General features: G+C 52.3%; 20 protein-coding genes and 2 riboswitches. Of the genes, 17 read left to right on the forward strand and 3 right to left on the reverse strand.

All coding sequences use genetic code 11. From position 1 onward, the window contains the following. Positions 1-55: 55 nt before the first annotated feature. From MKY48_RS02325 to MKY48_RS02340, 4 genes are all read left to right on the forward strand, one after another. The gene (locus MKY48_RS02325) at positions 56-1,705 is read left to right on the forward strand and encodes a glutathione ABC transporter substrate-binding protein (RefSeq protein ID WP_339269739.1); all 1,650 of its coding nucleotides are present in this window, start codon (positions 56-58) and stop codon (positions 1,703-1,705) included. A 282-nt stretch (positions 1,706-1,987) separates the two neighbouring features. Beyond that, a complete protein-coding gene (locus tag MKY48_RS02330; protein ID WP_076322685.1) occupies positions 1,988-2,320 on the forward strand; it encodes a metalloregulator ArsR/SmtB family transcription factor in 333 nt (110 codons plus the stop codon). 76 nt (positions 2,321-2,396) lie between these two features. Next, complete coding sequence (locus MKY48_RS02335) at positions 2,397-2,903, forward strand: SRPBCC domain-containing protein (protein ID WP_339292197.1); 507 nt, start codon at positions 2,397-2,399, stop codon at positions 2,901-2,903. Positions 2,904-2,920: 17 nt separating this feature from the next. Beyond that, on the forward strand, positions 2,921-3,745 hold the full coding sequence (locus MKY48_RS02340; protein ID WP_339292198.1) for an alpha/beta hydrolase: 825 nt from the start codon (positions 2,921-2,923) through the stop codon (positions 3,743-3,745). A gap of 72 nt (positions 3,746-3,817) precedes the next feature. Here MKY48_RS02340 and MKY48_RS02345 read toward each other — a convergent pair whose 3' ends face one another. Next, complete coding sequence (locus tag MKY48_RS02345) at positions 3,818-4,675, reverse strand: LysR family transcriptional regulator (RefSeq protein ID WP_339292199.1); 858 nt, start codon at positions 4,673-4,675, stop codon at positions 3,818-3,820. 124 nt (positions 4,676-4,799) lie between these two features. Between MKY48_RS02345 and MKY48_RS02350 the strand changes: the two genes are divergently transcribed. The 7 genes from MKY48_RS02350 to MKY48_RS02380 all read left to right on the forward strand — a co-directional run bounded on the left by MKY48_RS02350 (position 4,800) and on the right by MKY48_RS02380 (position 12,441). Next, positions 4,800-5,711 carry an EamA family transporter gene (locus MKY48_RS02350; RefSeq protein WP_339292200.1) on the forward strand — a complete coding sequence of 304 codons (912 nt, stop codon included), beginning with the start codon at positions 4,800-4,802 and terminating at the stop codon, positions 5,709-5,711. Between the two features lie 233 nt (positions 5,712-5,944). Further along, complete coding sequence (locus tag MKY48_RS02355; protein ID WP_071219137.1) at positions 5,945-6,904, forward strand: LacI family DNA-binding transcriptional regulator; 960 nt, start codon at positions 5,945-5,947, stop codon at positions 6,902-6,904. 164 nt (positions 6,905-7,068) lie between these two features. Beyond that, the gene (locus MKY48_RS02360; RefSeq protein ID WP_076322451.1) at positions 7,069-8,322 is read left to right on the forward strand and encodes an ABC transporter substrate-binding protein; all 1,254 of its coding nucleotides are present in this window, start codon (positions 7,069-7,071) and stop codon (positions 8,320-8,322) included. Between the two features lie 162 nt (positions 8,323-8,484). Next, a complete protein-coding gene (locus MKY48_RS02365) occupies positions 8,485-9,360 on the forward strand; it encodes a sugar ABC transporter permease (RefSeq protein WP_076322449.1) in 876 nt (291 codons plus the stop codon). Then, positions 9,360-10,196, forward strand: coding sequence for a carbohydrate ABC transporter permease (locus MKY48_RS02370; RefSeq protein ID WP_076322448.1), 837 nt, complete (start codon positions 9,360-9,362; stop codon positions 10,194-10,196). Before MKY48_RS02365 ends, MKY48_RS02370 begins: the two co-directional genes overlap by 1 nt. Continuing rightward, positions 10,193-10,954 carry a polysaccharide deacetylase family protein gene (locus MKY48_RS02375; RefSeq protein ID WP_339292201.1) on the forward strand — a complete coding sequence of 254 codons (762 nt, stop codon included), beginning with the start codon at positions 10,193-10,195 and terminating at the stop codon, positions 10,952-10,954. Before MKY48_RS02370 ends, MKY48_RS02375 begins: the two co-directional genes overlap by 4 nt. A gap of 59 nt (positions 10,955-11,013) precedes the next feature. Continuing rightward, a complete protein-coding gene (locus MKY48_RS02380) occupies positions 11,014-12,441 on the forward strand; it encodes a serine hydrolase (RefSeq protein ID WP_339292202.1) in 1,428 nt (475 codons plus the stop codon). A 72-nt stretch (positions 12,442-12,513) separates the two neighbouring features. Here MKY48_RS02380 and pruA read toward each other — a convergent pair whose 3' ends face one another. Next, positions 12,514-14,061 (reverse strand): L-glutamate gamma-semialdehyde dehydrogenase, encoded by a 1,548-nt coding sequence (gene pruA / locus MKY48_RS02385; RefSeq protein ID WP_339292203.1) that lies wholly within the window; start codon positions 14,059-14,061, stop codon positions 12,514-12,516. A 203-nt stretch (positions 14,062-14,264) separates the two neighbouring features. On the opposite strand from pruA, the gene MKY48_RS02390 reads away from it, so the two are divergent. Further along, a complete protein-coding gene (locus tag MKY48_RS02390) occupies positions 14,265-15,185 on the forward strand; it encodes a proline dehydrogenase family protein (RefSeq protein ID WP_339292204.1) in 921 nt (306 codons plus the stop codon). Between the two features lie 58 nt (positions 15,186-15,243). Here the strand turns inward: MKY48_RS02390 and MKY48_RS02395 are convergent, their stop codons facing one another. Then, positions 15,244-15,708 (reverse strand): hypothetical protein, encoded by a 465-nt coding sequence (locus MKY48_RS02395; RefSeq protein ID WP_339292205.1) that lies wholly within the window; start codon positions 15,706-15,708, stop codon positions 15,244-15,246. A gap of 133 nt (positions 15,709-15,841) precedes the next feature. Continuing rightward, positions 15,842-16,017, reverse strand: a riboswitch (cyclic di-AMP (ydaO/yuaA leader). Positions 16,018-16,559: 542 nt separating this feature from the next. After that, a riboswitch (cyclic di-AMP (ydaO/yuaA leader) is annotated at positions 16,560-16,727 on the forward strand. Between the two features lie 130 nt (positions 16,728-16,857). Between MKY48_RS02395 and MKY48_RS02400 the strand changes: the two genes are divergently transcribed. The 5 genes from MKY48_RS02400 (at position 16,858) to MKY48_RS02420 (ending at position 24,293) form a co-directional block, all read left to right on the forward strand. Continuing rightward, entirely contained in the window at positions 16,858-17,268 is a 411-nt protein-coding gene (locus tag MKY48_RS02400) for a hypothetical protein (protein ID WP_076322442.1), read from the forward strand. Between the two features lie 258 nt (positions 17,269-17,526). Then, positions 17,527-19,206, forward strand: a complete 1,680-nt coding sequence (gene kdpA, locus MKY48_RS02405) for a potassium-transporting ATPase subunit KdpA (protein WP_339292206.1) — start codon at positions 17,527-17,529, stop codon at positions 19,204-19,206. Positions 19,207-19,227: 21 nt separating this feature from the next. Further along, complete coding sequence (gene kdpB / locus MKY48_RS02410) at positions 19,228-21,261, forward strand: potassium-transporting ATPase subunit KdpB (protein ID WP_339292207.1); 2,034 nt, start codon at positions 19,228-19,230, stop codon at positions 21,259-21,261. Positions 21,262-21,342: 81 nt separating this feature from the next. Then, complete coding sequence (gene kdpC / locus MKY48_RS02415; protein ID WP_339292208.1) at positions 21,343-21,969, forward strand: potassium-transporting ATPase subunit KdpC; 627 nt, start codon at positions 21,343-21,345, stop codon at positions 21,967-21,969. A gap of 2 nt (positions 21,970-21,971) precedes the next feature. Continuing rightward, complete coding sequence (locus MKY48_RS02420; protein WP_339293465.1) at positions 21,972-24,293, forward strand: histidine kinase; 2,322 nt, start codon at positions 21,972-21,974, stop codon at positions 24,291-24,293. The last annotated feature ends 12 nt before the right edge of the window (positions 24,294-24,305 follow it).

The raw sequence follows: 24,305 nt of genomic DNA on the forward strand, positions 1-24,305 counted from the left end.
TAACTGTGTATAAAATATTTTCCTATTTTGATTGAGAAGGGGGAGTTTGTTTCACATGACAGGTAATAGAAGATTAAAGTGGCTTGTCTGCATCCTGGTCATGCTTACCGTAATAGTCTCGGCGTGCGGCAGTCCAAGCAAGAGCAGTAACCCTGAAACGCCGCCAAACGGCAGTAATACGCCAGCTCCGGAGCCGGGGGCCAAGGATCCTCCCAAAGGAACGGACGATACCGGTGCAAATGAGCTTGTGATTGCCTGGCTTTCTGATCCGCCATCCATGGACCCTCATATGTCGACGGACCAGCAAACGAGCGTAATGACAACGCATATTTATGACACATTGGTGATTCATGATAAGGATCTGAATATTCAGCCGGGGCTCGCCGAGAGCTGGAAAGCGATCGATGAATTGACCTGGGAGTTCAAGCTGAGACAAGGCGTGAAGTTTACGGACGGCTCTCCATTCAATGCAGAGGTGGTCAAAGCCAACATTGATCGTATGCAGGATCCGGAGGTTGCTTCTCCACGCGCGTCGCTTGTTGGCATGATTAAAGAGGTTAAAGTCGTTGACGAATACACGGTGCAGCTTGTGACCGAGTATGCTTTCTCGCCGCTGCTTGCCCATTTGGCCCATTCTGCGGTGGGCATGATTAGTGCCGAAGCCATCAAGCTGGATTACGAGAAGGTGAAGGCAGGCGAGAAGGGAGGCGCATATCTGGCACAGAACCCTGTAGGCACGGGCGTGTTCAAATTAGAGAGCTGGAACCCCGGACAGGAAGTGAAGCTGGTTGCGAATGCCGATTATTGGGGGGATAAAGCGAAGGTTGAACGGGTCACGTTCAAAGTCGTAAGCGAAGAGGGAACGCGGATCGCGGAGCTGGAAACCGGCTATGCGCATATTATCGATCCGGTGTCGCCGAGCAGCATCAGCCGCATTGAGAGCACTGACGGCATGTCTCTGAACCGTCAGGCTTCGCTGAGCTTGTCTTATATCGGGTTTAACAACGACAAAAAGCCGTTTAACGATGTGCGAGTACGGCAGGCCTTGTCGATGGCCATCAATAAGGATGAAATCATCTCGGGCATCTACGAAGGCACCGGAATTCCTGCTGTTGGTCCGCTGGCACCGGACGTGAACGGCTATGATGCTACCGTTAAGCCGATCGAACATAACATCGACAAAGCCAAAGAGCTGTTGAAGGAGGCCGGATACGAGGGTGGCTTCTCAACGACCATCTGGACCAATGATAATCCGGAACGGATTAAGGTCGCCGAGTACGTACAATCCAAGCTGAAGGAATTGAATGTTGAAGTCAAAATCGAAGTGGTCGAATGGGGTGCATACCTGGCTCAAACCGCAGAAGGCAAGCATGATATGTTTATCCTCGGCTGGTCCACGGTAACGGCTGATGCCGACTATGGCATGTATGAGTTATTCCATTCCAAGAATGTAGGGGAGCCGGGTAACCGTACCTTCACGAAGGATCCGGAACTGGATAAACTGCTGGATGCCGGGCGTAAAGAGAACGATCCTGAACAACGCAAGCTTATCTATAAACAGGCGCAAGAGAAGCTGGTTGAGTTAGCGCCGATGCTGTATATCCATCATCAGGAGTATTTAAACGGTGTCAGCAGCAAGGTCGAGGGCTTCTGGCGGCATCCGAACGGCATCATGCAGCTGCATCAAGTGTCCATTCAGCCATAAGGATGTCTGAAAGCTTTATAGCTTTGAATCGTCATGATATAAGAGATATGCATCAAGAGGCCCCTATGAGGGGGTCTCTTTTTTTGATGTTGTTCGAGTGCTGGGACAGGAGATAGGGCTGACAGCAATGGTTCGTTATCTTTGCTCGTTGGCATCAAGATGATCATACAGCTTGCGAGCGGAAGGAATTGAGGTGATGTCACATTTATCACGTCAAAAGAATGAAAAAATAGATCCATATATACGTTGACATGTATATATGAATTGATGTATATTAAAACCATGAATACTTCAGCTATGCAATTAACCCTGTTCACGATCTCGGAGCCGAACCGCTTCAACATCATTGAACTTTTAAAGCAAGGGTCGAGATCGGTCAGCGACATCGTAGAGATTCTGGGAATCGGCCAGCCCCAAGTATCCCGCCATCTGCGGATACTGAGCGAGGCCGGACTGGTGAAAGTCCGTAAGAACGCACAGCAGCGCATTTATAGTCTTGAAGCCCAGCCGTTTCAGGAGCTGGACGTCTGGTTCGATTCGTTCAGTCGATTGTGGGAAGAGCGACTCGACAAGTTCGAGGACTATATGAGCGACTTCAACGGAAAGGAGAGTTGATTCAACTTTTTTGCTAGATCCACAGGAAGATACGGCTCTGCATGCAGAGCCGATTTCACAAACAGGAGGAAGTCACATGGGCAGGACGACCATTGTCAAGAAAGACCGGGAGCAGCGGAAGCTAACCGTGGAACGTATCGTAACCATACCTCTGAAGCTGTCCTGGCAGGGATGGACGAAGCCGGAACACATTGAACGCTGGTGGGGGCCGAGGAACTGGAATGCCACGGTATATGAGATGGATGTCAGACCGGGTGGCGTATGGCGCTACAGGCTGGCTCCTGATAAGGCAGGAGAAGGGGAAGAAGCCTTTTGCAAGGCGACCTACTCCGAAGTGACGGAGTTATCAAGGCTCGTATATACGGACACATTCACGGATCCGAACTGGAACCCCGTAGCAGGCAGCGACATGTTGACTTCGGTTACGTTTGAAGAGGCCGGGGAAGGGACCAGGCTATGCATCATTACCCATTTTGCGAGTGCAGAGGAACTGGAAGCTGCGGAAGGCAGGGGAATGGTAGAAGGATACACGGATACGCTGGAACGGTTTGAGAATGAAATTAGCTTGTACATAACAGGATAATAAAAGGAGAGATGACCATGAGTTATGCAATGTCGAATGACGGTACCCGAATTTTTTATGAAAAGAAAGGGACTGGTCCAGCTATTATTCTTGTAGCTGCTGCAGCTTCGGATCACAACGATACAACGCGTCTTGGGGAGTTTCTGTCTGAACAATTCACCGTCTACAATCATGACCGGCGAGGACGGGGCAGTAGCGCGGATACGGCTCCGTATGCCGTTGAACGTGAGGTCGAAGATATCGATGCCCTTATTCAGGAGGCGGGCGGGAGTGCGTATGTATTCGGAAGTTCTTCGGGCGCTGTTCTGGCTCTGGATGCGGCGAGCAGACTCGGAAGCAGCAAAGTTAGAAAACTGTTTCTATATGAGCCGCCGTTTATCATTGACGATAGCCGCGAACCCGTATCGACAGAATACGTGCAGCATTTGAATGCACTGATGGCCGAGAGCAGGCGCAGCGAAGCCGTAGAATATTTCATGACAGCAGCGCTGGGGATCCCCGCGGAATATATCGAATTCATGAAGGCAGATCCTTCTTGGCAAGTCATGGAGGGCATGGCGCATACATTGGCCTATGACGGCATGATTATGGGGAGCACGCAATCCGGTCAACCGCTGCCAACCGATCGCTGGGATGTCGATGTCCCAGTCATGGTGATGACGGGCGAGAACAGCGGGTCCATGTTCCATGGGGCCGCTAGCGCATTGGTCGACTTGCTCCCTCAGTGCGAGCACCGGATGCTGCCTGGTCAGGACCATTCTGCCGTCGTGATGGCGCCGGAAGTGCTGGCTCCTGAGGTGTCGGGTTTTCTGCAGCCTTCGGCAGACCAAATACCGAGATAAGTGTTCCTTTCTCATCAAGAAACCGTGACCCTTAGGGCCACGGTTTCTTTGTTCCCGTTCCGGTCGAAGTATTTATTCGGTCTTCTTAAACGGCTCAATAAAATGATTAAAGGCGCTGGTGCGAAACAGGTCGCGCCGGAATACAAAATGGACCTTGGAGCTGCGATAACGCTCGGGGATTTGGAAAGCCTGCAATCTCCCGGCATCCACCCAGTCCTTAACGGAAGACCGCGTTAGCAGCGAGATACCCAGCCCGGCGGCCACACCGCCCATGATGGCTTCCAACGTACCAAACTCCATAATATTCATGGGTCCCACGTTCTCTTCATGAAGCCATTGCTCCAACCGTTCACGATGGTAGCAGCCCTTGCCAAAGAACAGCAGCGGTTTGGTGAGCAAATCGCGAAACGCAGCCTCCGTCGGTTCCGAGATGAGGACAAGCTCCTCGTCAAAGGCCCGGATTTCGTCAAAGTCCGGGTAATCCAGGGGCCCGCTGATAAACGCCCCGTCCAGTTCATACTCGTTCAGGGCTCGAATCAAGTCAGCTCTATGGCCTGTAATTAATGACAATTTCACGTCAGGATACCGTCTATGATAATCCAGCATGATACCGGGTAGATGTACCGCAGCTGTGGTTTCCGATGAGCCGATCCGCAGCGGACCCGACGGTTCTTCCGAGAATTGCGTCGATTTCACGGCTTCGTCAAGCAAACGCGTAATCTGATCGGCATATTTGAGCAGATTACAGCCGGCCGAAGTTAAGGCAACGCCGCGGCTGAGCCGGTAGAACAGAGGCGTGTTCAGCTCGGATTCAAGCTGCCGGATTCTAGCGGTCACGTTCGATTGCACGTAACCTAGGCTGGCGGCAGCCTTGGTTATATTTCCTTCACGGGCAACAGCCTGGAATATTTTCAGATCCCCACTCTCCACTTTAGGAGCCTCCTTATATCCATCATTCACAGTGATGGCTCGAATCTTATTTAATTATTTTACATGATATGAAGGTCGGAATAAACTGAGGATACACTTGGTTAAGGAGAGGGGAATTCATGGCATGAGCAAACCGCGTATGCTGTTTCTGACGATATTTACGATGCTGGTCGCTGGACTTAACTTCCCGATCGGCAAAATTGCGCTCTCCTTCGGTTCCCCATTCGTGCTGCTGGCGATCCGGTTTGTGGGAGCGGGACTTCTGATGCTGCCCTTCATTGTAAGACGGCCCCATCCCAAGAGCGGCGCTGCCTGGCTGAAGCTGGCAACGATCGGGCTGTTTCAATCGGCACTCGTGATGAGTGGCATCTACCTGAGCATGCAGACGATATCCTCTGGCAGCTCCTCGGTTCTGTCCTCCAGCAACCCAATCTGGTTCATCGTGTTCAGCTTCCTGATCTTCGGTATAAGGTACCGTCTTCTTCAGTGGGCGGGCGTGATCATCGGTTTTATCGGCGTGTTCATTACGCAAGGCTTGGAGATGCAGATGCAGAGCGGATTTTGGTTTGCGCTGGGCGCAGGGATGGCTTGGGGCATGGCGACGCTGCTAAGTTCCCGTTGGGGCAAGGAGTTTGACGCTTGGGTCATGGCTGCCTATCAGATGCTGATCGGAGGCATCCTTCTGCTCATCGCAAGTCCGCTGTTGGAACAGCCGCATTTTGTATGGGATTCGTCTCAGATCGTCAAGGAACTCTTTGTTTTGGGCTGGATGATTCTGATGAGCTCGATTGCCCAGTTCGTCACCTGGTATTATGTGCTGCGCAATAGCGATCCCAATAAAGCCAACGTGTATCTGTTCCTTATTCCCGTGTTCGGTGTATTATCCGGATGGCTTATATTAGGCGAGCAGTTGCATTGGTATACCTTAGCCGGCACAGTGTGTATCGGGCTTGGCATTTATCTGGTGAATCGGCCTAGACGAGTAGACAAAACAAAAGATCTATTCGCGATCAGGGAACGGTGCGGTACCGTATAAAGGGCAAGAAATCTAATAAATTCGGATTTAGCAGGTCACAGCGAATGGATTCGTGTGGCCTGTTTTTTGCTATGGCGAACAAAGGTTTTCTCGTCTGAACAGGTACCATGAGAAGCAATAACAAGGATGATGTTCCTAGGAAAACCTCGTCCAAACAAAATAAGTAAATTTTATTAAAAATAAATCCATGTTATATTAAATTTACTAACGCCTTTGGAGAGGGGATAGGATTCATGAGTGGTTTGAAGGAAATTGCAAAGCTCGCGGATGTCTCGGTGTCTACAGTGTCCAACGTGCTGAACGGGCGTAAGAACGTGGGGCGGGAGACGAGGGAGCGGGTGCTGAGATTATGCTCGGAGCACGGCTATTTTCCACATAAGTCAACCAAATCCGATAAAAGCAACACGATTATATTTGTCTTCAGCGACTTTGATCGCGATTATTATTTAAAGATCATCAAGGGGATCAGCCATTGCCTGACGGAGAATGGATACGATCTTATCATCTGTACGAATAAATCCAGCACCAATTTTATGCGCAGTAAATTTGCAAGCGGTACCATAAGCCTCGATCGGAACATGACGGACGAATATTTAGTCTCGGTAGCCACGCCGCAGTTCCCTGTCGTACTCATGGATCGGATTATTGATAATGAGTACGCCAACACCAAAAGCGTGATCGTGGACAATTACCCCGTGATGTGTGAAATGGTCCAGGCCTTGGTGGATAAACAGTTTACGAATTTTGGATACATTGGCGGCTTGGAGTTTACCCTGGACCACAAGGAGCGGTTCGCCGGATTTATGGATACGCTTGCGAAGAATGGCATCGTGTTTGACCGCCGCAATTACTTTCATGGCGATTACAGCGAGGAAAGCGGATATCAGGCGGCCAAAATTCTGATCCTGAGCAACGCCTTGCCGGAAGTGCTGGTCTGTGCGAATGACAATATGGCTCTCGGCGCGATCAAAGCTTTGGAAGAGAACGGAATACGGGTCCCGGAGGATATCTCGATCACCGGATTCGATAATTCGGATGCGGCGGCGATGGCCGGTTTGACCACGATTGCAATCCCGCGTTATGAAAGCGGTTATTTGGCGGCGAAGGAGCTGCTCGAGATGATCAAGGGCACAACGGGCAGGGAGCCTTTTAAGCTGAATGCCACCATTCAGTGGAGAAAAACGGTGAGATAAACTTTATGAGTACAACTAGTAAAATATCAAGAATTTTACTAGTTTTTTTACTTAGTATTTTTATGAAAACGCGTACAATTTTTATTGACATTCTAGGTAAACCGCCCTATGATGGGTTTGTAAACGTTTTACTTTATAGAGTCCTTAAGGGGGAGGCGTGTCACTTGAAAAAAGTAAAAAAGGTATTAAGCATACTAACAGCAACGGCTTTGGTTGCGACACTTGCAGCCTGTGGTGGTACATCTGACAAAGATTCTGGGGCAGCATCCGGGGGAGATAAGCTGAAGAAAATTACGCTCTTCCAATCGAAAGTTGAAATTACAGAACCTCTTGAAGCTTTGGTTAAAACCTATAAAGAAGAAACCGGCAATGAGGTTGAGGTATGGGGTGCCGCAGGTGACGCTTATTCGCAGCAGTTGGTAGCGAAGCTCAGCAGCAACCAGGGACCGACTATATTCAGCGTAGCTCCGGGGCCCGAGTCCGAGAAGCTGAAATCCTATTTCTCCGATTTGAGCGGTGAAGAGTATGTTAAGAACATTGCGCCTGATATGGAATTGAAGGTCGAAGATAAAACCGTTGGCGTTCCATACGGCGTAGAAGGTTTCGGTCTTGTGTATAACAAGGATATGGTAGATCCGGCTAACATGAAAGATCTGGATTCCTTTACCAAGACGCTGGAGCAGCTGAAAGCCGACGGCAAGAACGGTTTGAGTTTGTCCCAGGAGGCTTACTTCTTAATCGGACACATCATCAACACGCCGTTTGCTCTACAATCCGATCCGCTGGCGTTTATCGAGCAGCTGAACAAAGGCGAAGTGAAGATGGCGGATACGAAGGAGTTCCAAGAGTGGGCAAAATTCATGGACGTGATCAAGGCGAATTCCAAGAATCCGCTGGAAGTGAAATATGATAGCCAGATGGGTGACTTTGCAACGGAAAAAACGGCTATGGTGCATCAAGGCAACTGGAGTTATTCCATGCTTGCGGACTTCGGTGATTTCGGCTCCAAAGTCGGCATGATGCCATTCCCGCTCGCCGGCAATGACAAAATCGCCGTTGGCGTGGCCAGCTACTGGGTCGTAAACAATCAGGCGGATGCTGAGGAAGTCAAAGCTGCGAACGCTTTCCTGAACTGGCTCTTTACTAGCGACAGCGGCAAGAAAGCTATCGTGGACGATTTCAAATTCATCCCGGCTTTAACGAATATTGAAGCAGGCGATCTGGATCCTTTGTCTCAAGCGGTGCACGAAGCAACAACGAAGGGTGAGACGATCACTTGGGCGTTGAACTACTTCCCATCGGGAATCATCACCAATGACCTGGCTCCGGCTACGCAGGAGTACTTCATGAATCCGAGCATGACAGGAGAACAGTTCCTGCAGAAGCTGGATGAAGTGTGGGCGAAAGCATCGAAATAATCGAGGCGGGCGACCATCATCTGATATTACAATTCCATGAAAACGAAAGCCTAGCCTCAGACGTTCTGATGATGAGCGTTAGGCTTTTGTTTTTTCTAACACGACTTCAAGGTTTGATGCCGCCTTGCGGGAATCATCCGGAACGGAAAGAAGGTATGGATTATGAGCAAAAGAAAGGATAAAGCCTGGTTTGCCCTGTTTACGGTGCCGCTTCTGTTTATTTTCACGACCGTGGTCATCATCCCGTTCATTATCGGGATCGTGTACTCCTTCGTCAATTGGGACGGCATTCCGGCGAATCCTAAAGTATTCGTTGGGTTCGACAATTACGTTCAGCTGTTCCAGGACGACCGATTCCTGACATCGGCTTGGCATACGGTTCAATTCACGCTGCTCGCGCTGGTATGCGTCAACGTTCTGGGACTGGGCTTTGCGCTGCTGGTGACGACAAAGCTCCGCTCGAGAAATGCGGCACGGACGATGTTTTTCATGCCGAACCTGATCGGCGGCCTGATTCTGGGTTACATCTGGCAGTTTATTTTTACGGATGCCTTCAGCTTCCTGGGTGAGAAAACCGGGTTTGACAGCGTGTTCTTTAACTGGCTGCTGCATCCGCAGTTTGCACTGTACGCCATCGTCGCCGTATTCACCTGGCAGCTGGCGGGTTATACGATGATCATCTACATCGCGGGCATCCAGGGGATTCCGGATGAGCTGATGGAAGCGGCCAAGGTCGATGGCGCCAACATATGGCAGCGTCTGAAGAGCATTGTGTTCCCGCTGTTAATGCCTTCGTTCACGATCTGTCTGTTCCTGACACTGTCCGGGGCGTTCAAAATCTATGACGTGAACCTGTCGTTGACCAAGGGCGGACCGAGCAATGCGACGGAGATGTTTGCGATGAATATTTTCAACGAGATTTTTGCTTACGGTAATTATGGTTTAGGTCAGGCGAAAGCGATCATCTTCTTCCTGATTGTTGCCGGACTTACGCTGACGCAAGTTATCATCACGAAGAGAAGAGAGGTGCAGATGTAATGAAGAAATCAGGGAAATGGCTGCTCGACATCCTGCTGTTCCTCGTTGCACTGGTCTTCTTGTCTCCGGTCTTCATCATGCTGATTAACTCGTTCAAGGATCGTGCGGAGCTATATGAGAATGCGCTCGCGCTGCCTTCTTCCTTCAGCTTTGAGTATTATAAATTGGCGATGGAGAAGATGAATTTCTTCACCGCTCTGGGTAACTCGCTCTATGTCACCGTCATCTCGGTGATCATTGTCATCGTTCTCGCCTCCATGACGGCATGGATGCTGGTGCGGACGGATAATAAGCTGAGCAAAATCATTTTCTTCACGTTTGTAGCGACCATGCTGATTCCATTCCAGACGCTCATGATGCCGCTGATGCAGGTGATGGACTGGATTCGCAGCAATCTGCACATTCCGATGCTCAATACCCATGAGGGCTTGATCTATATGAACGTCGGCTTTACATCAAGTATGGCGGTTTTCCTGTACCACGGGTTCATCAAATCCGTGCCGGTTGCGCTGGAGGAGGCGGCAACGCTAGATGGCTGCTCCAAGCTGGGCGTATTCTGGAGAATCGTGTTCCCACTGCTGAAGAACATCAGTGTGACCATCGCGATTCTGAACGTCATTGCGTTGTGGAACGACTACCTGCTCCCATCGCTGACGCTGTCGGATAAAGGGCTGCGGACGATTCCGCTCTCGACCTTCTATTTCTTCGGGGAGTTCACGATTGTGTGGAACCAGGCTATGGCCGGTCTGACGCTGACGATCATCCCGGTTGTCATTTTCTATATTTTCGCTCAGAAATACATCATCAAGGGGATTGCGGCAGGTGCGGTAAAATGAGGGGAATCATTACGAGAGCCGACGATTATGCTTCAAGCCATTCCGCCAATCTAGCGATTACCCGGACGGTAGAGGCCGGATTCATCAAAAATGTGTCCATCATGGCGCCCGGTCCTTATCTTACCGAGGCCGCGCAGCTGTTGGCGCATCGCAAGGACATCTGCTTCGGCTTCCATATGACGCTGAATGCGGAATGGGATAACGTACGCTGGGGACCTGTTGCCGCGAAGGAACAGGTTCCTTCGCTTGCCGATCGGGCCGGATATTTCTATCAGGACCCGATCCTGTTTCAGGATCATCCGCCTTCGCTGCAGGAGATCCTTGTAGAGTGCGAAGCGCAGCTTAATAAACTGACCGCAGCAGGCTTCAACATTTCTTATGTCGATTCTCATATGCTGCCAGAGCGCTTCATACCCGGGCTGCAAGAAGAGCTGGACCGCTGGATTGAAGCGAAGGGGCTAATCAACCATCGCGATTACTATAACTTTTTCCCGGGCGGCGTTCCGGACGGGGTCGAGTCGTTTGAAAGGGTGCTTGGCGGCCTGACGGAAGACCAGTACTTCTTCCTGTCCCATCCAGCCCTATATTCGAAGGAAATGGTGCAGTGCGGCAATGCTCAAGTGGATGGGGAAGAGCTGGCGCGCGGACGCGATCAGGAGGCTTCTTTTCTTGCACGGGAGGACTTAAATGAGATTAGTGAGCGACTGGGTTTCCGCGCTATACGTTATGATGAAGCGGTACCATTACCTGGTGTATAATGGAAGGGCCATAATGAATTTACCTTATGGATACAGGGAGAGGCGAAAGGAAGATGAACATGAAAATGGTTCAATTATTGCCAAGAAGCACCCCCGAAAATCAAGGAATCTCATCGCAGTCTATCGAACGCTTTATCCGATCGATTCAGGAAAAGGAGCTGGAACTCCACAGCTTCATGCTGGTACGGCATGGACATGTCGTAGCGGAAAGCTGGTGGAAGCCGTATGATGCGGACAAACCGCATATGCTGTTCTCGCTAAGCAAGAGCTTTACCTCTACCGCGATTGGACTTCTGGTCCAGGAAGGCCGGATTACGCTGGAGGATCGGGTGATCGACTTCTTTCCGGAATACGCTCCTGAAGATCCCTCGCCGAATCTGTCCGCGATGACGATTCGCGATTTGTTGATTATGGGAACGGGGCACGCCGAGGAGCCTGCCATGCAGTCCGATATTTGGGTGGCCGATTTTCTTAAACAAGCGGTTGAGCATGAACCCGGGACCCACTTTGTATATAACAGCGCAGCGACTTACATGCTCTCGGCCATTCTGCAGAAGGTCACTGGCATCACGCTGCTGGATTATTTGCAGCCCCGTCTGTTTGAGCCACTCGGCATTTATGGAGCCACCTGGGAAAGCTGTCCGCAGGGGATCAACACCGGCGGATGGGGACTTAAGCTGAAGACTGAGGACATTGCCAAATTCGGTCAGCTTTATCTTCAGAAGGGGGTATGGGAAGGCCAGCGTCTGATCCCGGAAGCGTGGATTGAAGAGGCAACCTCCAAGCAGATATCCAACGGACCTGCGGATTCCTCTTCGGATTGGGCCGAAGGGTACGGCTATCAATTCTGGATGTGCCGCCACGGGGCCTACCGCGGCGACGGTGCCTTTGGACAATTCTGCGTCGTGTTCCCGGAACAGGATGCGGTGATTGCGATTACCTCCGGCCTTGGAGACATGCAGGCCGTGCTGAATGAGATATGGGAGCATCTGCAGCCAGCGATGGGATTGGATGCACTGCCGGTCGACACCGGAGCGGAGGCTTCTCTTACAAGAATGCTGCAAGAGCTTAAGCTGGATCCGCCAATCGAAGAGGCGGTATCCCCAATTGAGAAGGACGTCTCCGGGATCGTCTATGATCTCGAGGAGAATGAGGAGAAGCTGCGTTCATTCTCCGTTCGATTTGAAGAAGATGGCGCGGTCATGGAGCTTGAGGGGGAACACGGCACCAATTCGGTTGTCTGTGGTCGTAACGAGTGGAAGTCGGGAACCACGAAGCTAATGATGACGGCGGATAACGAATATGCTGCCTCCATGACCTGGAAGGATGACCGGACGTTGAAGCTGACCATCCGGCTGACGGAGACGCCATTCTACTTAACCAAGGAATGCACCTTCGGTGAGGAAGGCATTCATCTTGCGTACTGGATGAATCAATCGTTCGAGGGCAAGGTGGTCCGGGAGATTAAGGGCAAGGTTAAGGCATAGAGCCAGTAAAATAAGCAGCGGTACATAAAAAACCTCTCCATCGTCTTGGAGAGGTTTTTTTGCATGCCGTAATCAGAATCGCTCTGACACCGCCTTCGCCTGTGTGAACAGGAGCAGGTAATCGCGCCCGCCGGCTTTGGAATCGGTCCCGGACATATTGAAGCCGCCGAATGGGTGGGTGCCCACTAAGGCACCGGTGCATTTCCGGTTCAAATACAGGTTGCCAACATGGAAATCACGCCGCGCCTGCTCCAGGTGCGCGCGGTTGTTCGAGATCACCGCGCCGGTCAGCCCGTAGTCGGTGTTGTTGGCGAATTGGATCGCTTCGTCGAAGGAGGCGGCCTTCGTGAAGGCCACCACCGGGCCGAAGATCTCCTCTTGGGAAATACGGGCGGTGCTGGCCACGTCCGCGAAGATCGTCGGCTGGATGAAATACCCCTCCGGATCGCCCGGAAATCCGCCGAGTACCAGCGTGCCTTCGCCTTTCCCGATTTCGATATAGTCCAGAATTTTACGGTAGGCCTTATCGTCGATGACAGGCCCTACCTGCACCGCGGCGTGTAACGGACTGCCGATAACCAGCTTCTTGGAGCGGTCGATAACCTTCTGCAGCACGGTATCATAGACGTCCTCATGCACGATGGCCCTGGAGCAGGCGGAGCATTTCTGGCCGGAGAAACCGAATGCGGAGGCGGTGATCGCGTCTGCCGCGAGGTCCAGATCGGCCTCACTGTCTACAATAATGGCGTCTTTTCCGCCCATTTCGGCGATGACGCGTTTGATCCATTGTTGTCCGGGCTGTGTCTTAGCCGCGCGTTCCTGAATCCGCAGTCCGACGTCGCGGGATCCCGTAAAGCTGATGAACCTGGTCAGCGGATGATCCACCAGATAGTCGCCCACTTCCTGGCCCGGTCCTGGCAGGAAGTTAACAACGCCCGGAGGCAGGCTGACTTCTTCCAGTAGCTCCACGAATTTGGCGGCAATGACTGGCGTGGTGCTCGCCGGTTTCAGCACAACGGTGTTGCCCGAGACGATGGCCGCCGTGGTCATGCCTGCCATAATCGCGAGCGGAAAGTTCCACGGCGGAATGACGATGCCGACGCCGAGTGGAATGTAATAGAGATGATTTTCTTCCTCCTCATGAACCGTTAGCGGCTGGGGCGCGCTCAGGCGCTGCATTTCGCGTGCATAGAATTCCATGAAATCGATCGCTTCGGCCGTATCCGCATCCGCTTCGGCACGCGTTTTTCCAGCTTCCAGCGTCATCAGTGCGGAGAATTCAAACTTGCGTCGCCGCATGATTGCTGCAGCCTTGTACAAATATCGTGCCCGTTCGCTCGGCGCGGTGTGTTTCCACGTCTCAAAAGTCCGTGCGGCTGTCTGAATGGCTTGTTCCGCAAGTTCGGTATCGGCTTGGGATACAATGCCGATGACCTGACGTTTACGGGACGGATTGACCGACTTTAGGGTACGCTCCGTATGGATTTGGGCACCGCCGATAACCAGAGGGTACGTCTTGCCGAGTTCGGCTTCGACCGCGGATAGCGCAGCATCGTATAACTTGTTGTTCAACTCGTTGTTGAAGTCCAGAAATGGTTCATTCCGAAAAGGTACTCGCATGGAAGGCCCCTCCTTAACATGATATGATTCGGAGCTTTAGGTTTATGGTCCAGCTGCTGAATGCGTCATGGTGGGGTGTTTAGAATCTCTTGGTGAAAAGCTCGATGTTAGATATGTATGTCTTTCTGCATGCCGTCATGATTTTTGCATATGAGTTAAGATAGAGTGCATTTTGGTTTGCCTTTTGCAAAGGGGGAGCTCGCATGGACGGAACCGAACTTTACCGTAAAGTGATCCTGACGGTGTCCGGTAATAAATTCGTGAAGTGGTTGTCGATCAAGTACGGCCGAAAACTGGCGGGCAGATTCATAGCCGGCGATACCTTGGGCGAGGCGCTGGATGAAATTGAGAGGCTGAATGAGAAGGGCATTCTCGTCACGCTCGATCATTTGGGGGAGGGTATCACGACGCTGGACGAAGCGGCCGGGTACCGGGAGGAGTATTTGAAGCTTGTAGAAGGGATTGCCAAGCGGGGAGTGAAATCGAACGTTTCGCTGAAGCCGACGCAGATGGGCATGGCACTGGACCCCGAGAAGGCTTACGAGAATATCAAGCTGGTGGCGAAAAAGGCGAAAGAGCACCGTAACTTCGTTCGTCTGGATATGGAGGATTCGCCGTATACCCAGGCGACGATAGACATGACGCTGCGGCTCCATAAGGAGGGGCTGACCAATGTGGGGACCGTGATGCAGGCCTACTTGTTCCGTACGGAGGAGGACGTCAAGAATTTAATCAATGCCGGTGTTAATCTGCGGCTCGTGAAGGGGGCGTACAAAGAGCCGGGAACCATCGCTTTTCAGCAAAAGCGGGAGGTCATTGACAACTATAAGAAATTGATCAAAATGCATTTTGATCAGGGTGCCTACGTTGCGATTGCTTCGCATGATGACAACATCATCGACTGGGTGAAGGTGTTTGCCGAGCAGAGTCACATAGACAAACAGGAATTTGAGTTTCAGATGCTGTACGGGCTGCGGATGAACGATCAGGCAGCGCTTGCACAGGACGGCTACCGCATTCGGTGTTATATGCCCTACGGAACGATGTGGTACCCGTATTTTACGCGGCGGCTGGCGGAGAAGCCGGCCAACCTGATGATGGTGCTCAAAAATATGTTCAAGTGAGAGGGGGAAAATAATCAATTGAAAGCGAAGCGAGGACGGTAGCTCTCTAGCTACTGTCCTAGAAGAAATAATACGCCTCCGAGCAGTCCATCAGGAAGGAACGCTCCAGCGGCAAGCTGCCTAACCGCTTACGGGTGATGTGCTGTTGCCGATTGGTCTCCAGATCGGCGAGCGCCGATACGGCGAGCTGCATCCGGGCGGATCCCCACTGGTGCTGCTTCTGGGCATAGCGAACGGCCTCGGTCACGGTCATGCCTTTCAGCCTCGTAAAGACGGCTGCCCAGCGGACTAGATCCGTGAATTCCCTGTTGCTTGGCAGCGCATATTCGGCATAACCGGCCGCGTCTTTGCAGCTGATTTTGAACAAACCGCAGTTCCAATCTCGTTTGCTCCAGGGGATAAAGCGTTCAGCCGAGCCCTGGTCGAAACGAAATATCTCCATATGGCGGATGGGCTCTACACTTAATGCGGGAACTTCGGTTTCGATAACGGATGTCAGTGCAGCCTCGATGAATTTCGTCATGATCTACGCTCCTTTATAGGAATGTTATATGCACGGTGAAAAGGCCTGGTGAGCAGAGATCCCCCGCTCTCCAGGCCTTTTTGTCGTTAGAGGCCCTGTTCCAGTGGCCGCTTCCGCTTAAGGCTCGGGTGGTGTTCTCTCTCAAAACGCGCCTACGAGGTTAGCTGACGGATTCGGGCTTGAGAGCACCCTACCGCAGTGCCTGACCATCTAGGCACTGCGGATTCACCCCATTCACCAATAGAAGCTCCATTGGCGATTTTGGTTCCCCCGTCTCCCCATCTGTCGGGAGCTCAGCGTATAACGAATGTTTCGAATAGATGGATGAATCATACGCCGGAGGAAACTAAAAGTAAATGATCATATGGGACGGATATATTCCGAAAATCGATGAAAACCGTGTAAGAAAACGTGTACATTCAGTCGTGTCATCGATTATCATGGCAAAATCTCGGTATCTCGATAGATTGCGGTAAATACAAGAAAACAAGAGAAATACATAGTATAGAGTAGTATTCGGGAGATAATGAAGCAATACTGGTCAGTTCCTGTTCGACATAACGCCACATGTGTTTTTGCTCACATTTACTTCCTGCAGGGCCAGACGTATGATACGAACTATGAATTGACGGACACCAGCGACAGGCATGCAGGCAACCGTTTCATGAAGGCCTACAGGCAGTGTGAGAGCTGCATCAGGCTCTTTTATGGATCGAATCTCGGGCGAAGGCGCCATGGGCCTTCGCTGAAATTGCAGGATGATGCGACTCTCACCGCTCGAACCTGATGCTGTGTTGTTTTGCCGGACCTGGATGTTTAGTCAATGGCTAATAGAATAACATGCTACTCGTTTTCAATTTTCGCTGAGTCCTTGAATGGAAAAGGAACGGGGGAACCAGTCGGGAGATGAATCTATCTCTCAGGGGTGAATCCCATGGACAAGATAACGGTCTATGGGTAGGGCGACTCTCACGCCCGAATCCGTCAGCTAACCTCGTAAGCGTATCGAGAGAGGCAACGATTGTCGTGGACTTGGGCCACGGTGTATTTCACCGTGTCCTATTAAGGAGCCTGCGGGAAGAGTTCTTCTCTTTCCACAGGCTTCTTTGTTGTTGTCTTCTCTTTCCGAACTTAGGAGGAGAACAAAAGATGGAGAAATCGCAGGAGTTTATCCTGGTATCCGCACCGAACAAGGCCGGGGAAGAATTTATCCGCCAGCTGATCTTTAAGCGCATTTCGTTTGTGGCCATAGCCAACAACCGGGTTGAACAGGAGAGGCTGCATGAGCTGGGCTGCACCAACATGATACTAATCGATACAAGGGACGAGCAAACCTGGATCATTCCCGAGTTTCCCGTCAGCAAGGTGTTTCTGTTCGAGAGCAGCTTGAATCTATGCTGCCGCTATTTACGGATTTGCCGGACCTGGACCACAGAGTCGATTTATGTGATTACCCATTCCAGCAATCCGCGATTGATATACAAAGGGCTGGGTGCCGATGTGGTGCTTCATACGAACCATCACCAGGTATCCTTCCTGATTTCGTCCATTGTCAGCTAAGGTCTTGGCTGATATCACAACGAGGTTTTAGGAGGTTATATTCATGCAGGATTTATATATGGTGCTCATATTGGGAGGAACCTACGGACTGTTCATGCTGTTCATGTCTTGGTGTGGGCGCGTGGTTTCTGAACCGGAGGCGGATTAACCATGATGATCATTTTGGTATGCACGCTCTTTATTTTTCTGTACTTGATTTATGCGCTGATTCACCCTGAAAAATTCTAGGGAGACAGCTGAAGGAGGAAGGCATTCGCCATGGGCATTTTACAAATTGCCATCGTTATACTCGTTCTGGTGCTGCTGGTAAAGCCGCTTGGAACTTATCTATATCAGGTGTTTCGCAATGAAGGCAATGGAACGGACAGATGGTTCTCCTGGGCGGAGAAACCGATCTTCGCACTGATTGGCTTGAAAGAACGCAAGGGAATGACGTGGAAAGGTTATGCCATCAGCTTTGTGATGACGAATATCGTGCTGGTCGCGTCTGGGTATTTGATTCTGCGGTTGCAGAGAGTACTGCCCTTCAACCCGAATGGCATCGATAATATGGAATCGACCTTGTCGTTCTCTACGATCATCAGCTTTATGACCAATACGAATCTTCAGCATTACAGCGGGGAGTCGGGGTTATCCTATATGGCCCAGATGGCTGTCATTACGATGATGATGTTCACGTCTGCGGCAACCGGGCTCTGCGTGGCGATTGCTTTTATCCGGGCGGTGACTAGCAAGGGCTCAACCGTCGGTAATTTTTTTGAGGACTTCGTCAAAGCTCACACCCGGGTGTTCATCCCGGCTGCGTTCATCATTGCAATGGTACTGGTTGCGCTGCAGGTGCCGCAGACCTTGAAGCCTACGCTCAGCGTCACGACGCTGGAAGGTAGCGAGCAGCAAATAGCTGTAGGGCCAGTAGCTGCGCTTGAATCGATCAAGCATCTGGGCACCAACGGCGGCGGGTTTATGGGAGTGAACTCGGCACATCCGTTCGAGAACCCGTCCCCGCTGACCAATGTCATCGAAATCCTGTCCATGTGGAGTCTCGGGGCGGCACTTCCGTATACGTTCGGTTTATTCGCCAAGAGCCGCAAACAGGGCTGGATTATTTTCTCGGTGATGATGACCTTGTTTATCGCTTTCCTGTCGCTGAACTATGCCGCTGAAACCAATGGCAATCCGGCGCTGAACCGCTTGGGCATCGATGCCTCGCAAGGCAGCATGGAGGGCAAGGAGGTCCGGTTCGGGGTTGCTCAATCTTCTCTGTTCACGACAGTGACGACCGCGGCCACAACCGGGTCGGTCAACAACATGCATGATACACTCACGCCGCTTGGAGGGATTACGCCGCTGTCCCTGATGATGCTGAACTCTGTTTTTGGCGGAAAGGGCGTTGGGCTGATGAATATGCTCATGTACGCGATATTGGCGGTGTTCCTGGCCGGTCTTATGGTTGGTCGAACCCCCGAATTTCTAGGCAGAAAAATCGAGGCGCGGGAGATGAAGCTGATTGCGATTGTTATCCTGGTGCATCCATTTATCATCCTGGCTCCGACCGCCCTTGCGCTGATGACGGATGCAGGGCAGGCAGGCATTACCAATGCGGGCTTTCATGGCATCTCGCAAGTATTGTACGAATACACGTCTTCCGCTGCCAATAACGGTTCCGGATTTGAGGGTCTGTCAGATAACACGCCGTTCTGGAACATTACAACAGGACTGGTCATGCTCTTCGGCCGTTACATTTCGATGATTGCCCTGTTGGCGGTGGGCGGCTCGCTGATGCGGAAGCAATGGGTTCCCGAGACGCTTGGGACGTTCCGGACAGATAATAAGCTGTTTGCCGGCATTCTCATTGCAGTGGTTCTGATTATCGGTGCATTGACCTTCCTGCCTGTACTTGTGCTTGGTCCGATTGCTGAGCATCTGACGATCCGTTAATAGAAAAGGTGGCCTATTACCATGAATAATACGAGAAAAAAAGTGATGTCCAAAGAGATGGTTCGTCAGGCGCTCAAGAAGAGCTTCACGAAGCTGAACCCCGTCCTGATGATGAGAAATCCGGTCATGTTTGTGGTGGAGGCCGGCACCCTGGTTGTTTTGCTGATGACGTTATTTCCGTCCTATTTCGGGACAGAGGGCAGTATCGGATTTAATCTGACGGTGTTTGTGATTTTGCTGTTGACGCTGCTGTTCGCTAACTTCGCAGAGGCTCTTGCCGAAGGACGCGGGAAGGCGCAGGCCGACTCCCTTAAGCAATCCAAGCAGGAAATGACGGCTCATAAAGTGATGGAGAACGGAGGGGTACAATCCGTACCATCCACGGATCTTCGCAAAGGAGATATCGTGATCGTTACGCAGGGCGAGATGATTCCCGGGGACGGGGAGGTCATTGCGGGCCTTGCGTCCGTTGACGAATCGGCGATTACCGGCGAGTCCGCGCCCGTCATTAAAGAAGCCGGCGGCGATTTCAGTTCGGTTACCGGGGGTACCCGGGTTGTCAGCGATACGATCAAAATTCGGATTACGAGCGATCCGGGGGAATCGTTTATCGACCGAATGATTTCGCTTGTTGAAGGAGCCGCCCGCCAGAAGACGCCGAATGAAATTGCTCTGAACACGTTGTTGATCGTCTTAACGCTGATTTTCCTGATCGTTGTCGTTACGCTCGCACCGATTGCGAAGTATCTTGGCATCGAGCTGTCCGTTCCGGTGCTGATCTCGCTGCTGGTGTGTCTCATCCCGACCACGATCGGGGGCTTGCTGTCGGCGATCGGGATTGCCGGCATGGACCGGGTGACGCAGTTCAATGTGCTGGCGATGTCGGGCAAGGCGGTGGAGGCAGCCGGTGACATCAATACAATGATTCTGGATAAGACGGGTACGATTACGTTTGGTAACCGGATGGCCAGCCAGTTGATTCCCGTCGGCGGTGAATCGCTTGCCTCGGTTTCCCAGTGGGCAGCCGTGAGCTCGCTGCAAGACGAGACGCCGGAAGGACGCTCGGTATTGGAGCTGCTGAAGAAGGAAGGACTTGAAGTGGATGAAAGCATGGCGGCTGGGGCGGAATTCATCGAATTTAAGGCTGAGACCCGGATGAGCGGCATGGATCTGCAGGATGGACGGAAAGTCCGCAAGGGTGCGGTGGATGCCGTCAAGGCGTGGGTGCAGTCGCAAGGAGGTTCCATCCCTTCGGATTTGACGCCAAACAGTGACGCCATCGCGACAGAGGGCGGAACTCCGCTCGCTATCGCCGTGGATAACCGCATCTATGGTCTGATCTACCTTAAGGACACCGTGAAGCCGGGCATGAAGGAACGGTTTGAGCAGCTGCGCCGGATGGGCATCAAGACGATTATGTGCACCGGCGACAATCCGCTCACCGCGGCGACGATTGCCCGTGAAGCAGGTGTCGATGATTATATCGCCGAGAGCAAGCCCGAGGATAAGATTGCCGTCATCCGCCGAGAACAAGCCGAAGGGAAGTTAGTAGCGATGACCGGTGACGGTACGAACGACGCCCCGGCGCTGGCCCAGGCCGATGTGGGGCTGGCGATGAACAGCGGTACCACCGCAGCCAAGGAAGCGGCTAATATGGTGGATCTGGATTCAGATCCATCGAAGATTATCGAGGTGGTTGCCATCGGCAAGCAGCTGCTAATGACGAGGGGCGCGCTGACCACGTTCAGCGTCGCGAACGATGTCGCCAAATATTTTGCCATCATACCGGCGATGTTTGCAGCCGCCATCCCAAGCATGAATGTTCTCAACGTCATGGGACTGGGTTCTCCCATGTCGGCGATTCTGTCTGCGCTGATCTTTAATGCCGTCATTATCCCACTGCTGATACCGCTTGCGATGAAGGGCGTAGCCTATAAGCCAATGAGTTCGTCGAAGCTGCTTCAGCGCAATGTGCTGATCTATGGCTTAGGTGGCGTGATCGTACCCTTTATCGGGATTAAGCTGATCGACATGATCGTCCATCTGTGGATTTAGATATGATCATCGTAGCAGGCATATCGAGATAACTCGAAGATTGCTTTACGTGGAAGATATCAAGGGAAGGATTGAGGAATTATGAATAATCCATTGCAGCAATCATCACCGGCGCCTCATACTAAGGCGGGTTCCGCCCGTGTCTCCCTGGGCATTGCCGTAAGAACGAGTCTTGTATTTATCGTGTTATGTGGAGTTCTCTATCCGCTGGTTACGACAGGAGCTTCGCAGCTGCTCATGCCGAAGCAAGCCGGCGGCAGCTTGGTCACGGATTCCGGCGGAAAGGTGGTTGGATCGGAATTGATCGGCCAGAACTTTACGGAACCTCAATATTTTCACGGCAGGGTGTCCAGCATTGAATACAACGGAGCCGGCTCAGGCAGCAATAACTACGCACCTTCCAATCCGGATTTGATCGAACGAACGAAGGCTTCGATTGAAGCATGGAAGGAGAACAATCCGGACGTTCCGGCGAGCAAGGTGCCGATCGATCTGGTAACGAATTCCGGCTCCGGGTTGGATCCTCACATATCGCCTCAGGCAGCGGATATTCAGATTCCGCGGATCAGCAAGCTGACCGGAATTGCGGAGGCAGAGCTTGATCAGCTGGTAAAGGAACATACGGAGGGACGGGACTTGGGCGTGTTTGGTGAACCGCGCGTCAATGTATTGAAGCTGAATCTGGCTCTTGCCGAGCTTCTTGATTGATCATGGACCCATTTCGGAGAAAATCGCCGGAGGAAATCTTAAGGTCGATTGCGAAGCTCCACCATGGGAGACTCAAGGTATATATCGGGGCTGTGAGCGGTTCGGGAAAAACCTATCATATGCTTCGCGAAGGACAGACTCTAAGGCTGCAAGGCATCGATGTCGTCATATGTGCCGTATCCACGATGCAGCGTCCGGAAACGGTGGAGCAGGTCCGGAATTTGGAGCGGGTGCCCAGCATTCATTGGGTGGAGGACGGCGTAGAGAAGAAGGATCTTGATCTGGATCTGCTGGTGCAGCGCAACCCGGAGGTGGTGCTTGTTGATGGGCTTGCCCATCGGAACCGGAAGGGAGCGCGGCATGCCACGCGGCTGGATGACATCCGATTCCTGTTAAGTCGGGGGATCAGCGTCATCACGACGGTCAACGTGTATGAGCTGGAGGACGTGCAGGGCATTGCCTCCAAGCTGACAGGCATTAAAGCCAGCCATACGGTACCGGCTGATACGCTGGAGAGCGCCGATGAGGTGGTGCTCATTGACGTAACACCCGAAACGATGCTGGAACGGGCACAGGATGGCCTGCTTGGAGGCGGCAGCGTATGGAAGCAGGGCAATCTGGCCGTGCTCCGGGAGTTGACGCTCCGTCTTGTTGCTGAAGGAGTGAGCCATTCGCTGGAGCGGTACCGCAAGGAACATGGGCTCGTCGGTCCATCGGGAGCCCTTGAGCGAATACTGGTGTCCACCCAGTACCATTGGAACGGGTCTATCTATATGCGACGCGGGCAGCAGATCGCGAAGCGATTAAACGGCGAGCTGTTGGCCGTCACGTTTGTGAAACCGGGATTGGAGCTTACCAAAGAACAGGCTGCCTTTAAGCGTTCCATGGTTAAGCTCGCGGTGCGGATTGGTGCCAAGCTGGAGGAACTTCCCCTCCGTTCCCGGAGGAAGCTGGCTGACGTGCTTGTTCAGTATGCGGTGGAGCACCATGTTACACGCATTGTTCTTGGCCATTCGAAGCAGACGCGCATGCAAGAGCTGTGGCAGGGCTCGATCCTTCAGGATCTGCTGAAGAAGACGCGTGGGATGGATATTTTTATGGTGGCAGATCGGGCGGCACATGACGGGGAGCGGATCATCCCGGCTCGGCTCCATCCGCAGCGGCTCCCTTCCGAATCGTTCCATCGCTTGAATGAACAAGAGCTGGACCGGAAGATGGAGCAGGTCAAGCGGGGGCGGTTTAAAGTCTATATCGGGGCTGCCCCGGGTGTGGGCAAGACGTATGCGATGCTGCGCGAAGGCAACGATCTGCTGAAGAAGGGATTGACGGTTCTGGCTGGATTGCTGGAGACGCACGGCCGGAAGGATACGCGGGCACAGGTAGCTGATCTGGAGGTTCTTCCGCGAAAAAGGGTGGACTACCGGGGATCGCTCCTTGAGGAGATGGATACCGATGAGATCATTCGCCGCAGACCGGACGTGGTCCTCGTGGATGAGCTGGCGCATACGAACGTGCCTGGGAGCAAGTACAAGAAACGGTATAAAGATGTGCTGGACATTCTGTCGGCCGGCATTTCCGTCATTACGACCGTGAACGTGCAGCATCTGGAGAGCTTGAATGATGCTGTCGAGCAGATTACAGGCGTCCGCGTCCGCGAGACGATACCGGATCATATTCTGCAATCGGCCGATGAGGTCCAGCTCGTCGATGTGACGCCGGAGTCTCTGCAGCAGCGGATGAAGGACGGGAACATTTATGCGAAGGAGAAGGTGCATCAGGCACTCAGCCATTTTTTCAAGACGGGAAACCTTATTGCCCTAAGAGAGCTTGCCTTAAGGGAAATTGCCGATGATGTGGACGAGAGACTGGAATCCTGGCAGCGCAGCGGCTCGCTTCGGGGGCCGTGGCGGCGCGAGGAGGTTATCTATGTCATGGTTGGCAGGGGCCCGCAAGCGGAGCGGCTCATTCGACGCGGCTTCCGGATCGCTCATCGGCTGAAGGCGAACTGGTATGTGGCGTTTCCTCTGGAACGTCATCACAGTCTGTCCCATGACGACGAGCAGCGCCTGACGGCGATTCAGACATTAACGGAGCGACTTGGGGGAACCTTCATGATGCTGCCGGTAAAAAGGGGGCCAGCATGCGCCTTTTCTTCTCAATTGGTCGCAGCAGCAGACGAGGTTAAGGCAACCCAATTCATTATCGGCCAGCCGCAGATGGCCGGATGGAAGCTGTGCGCTCAGAGGAGAATGATCCGGGGCCTGCTAAGAAGCGCAAGGCATATGGATGTGCTCGTAGTTGCGGATTATGATCCGCATATTTGATGGTTGAACTGC

Origin of the sequence: Paenibacillus sp. FSL W8-0187, from assembly GCF_037969755.1 — a bacterium.
Taxonomy (GTDB): Bacteria; Bacillota; Bacilli; order Paenibacillales; family Paenibacillaceae; genus Paenibacillus_AQ.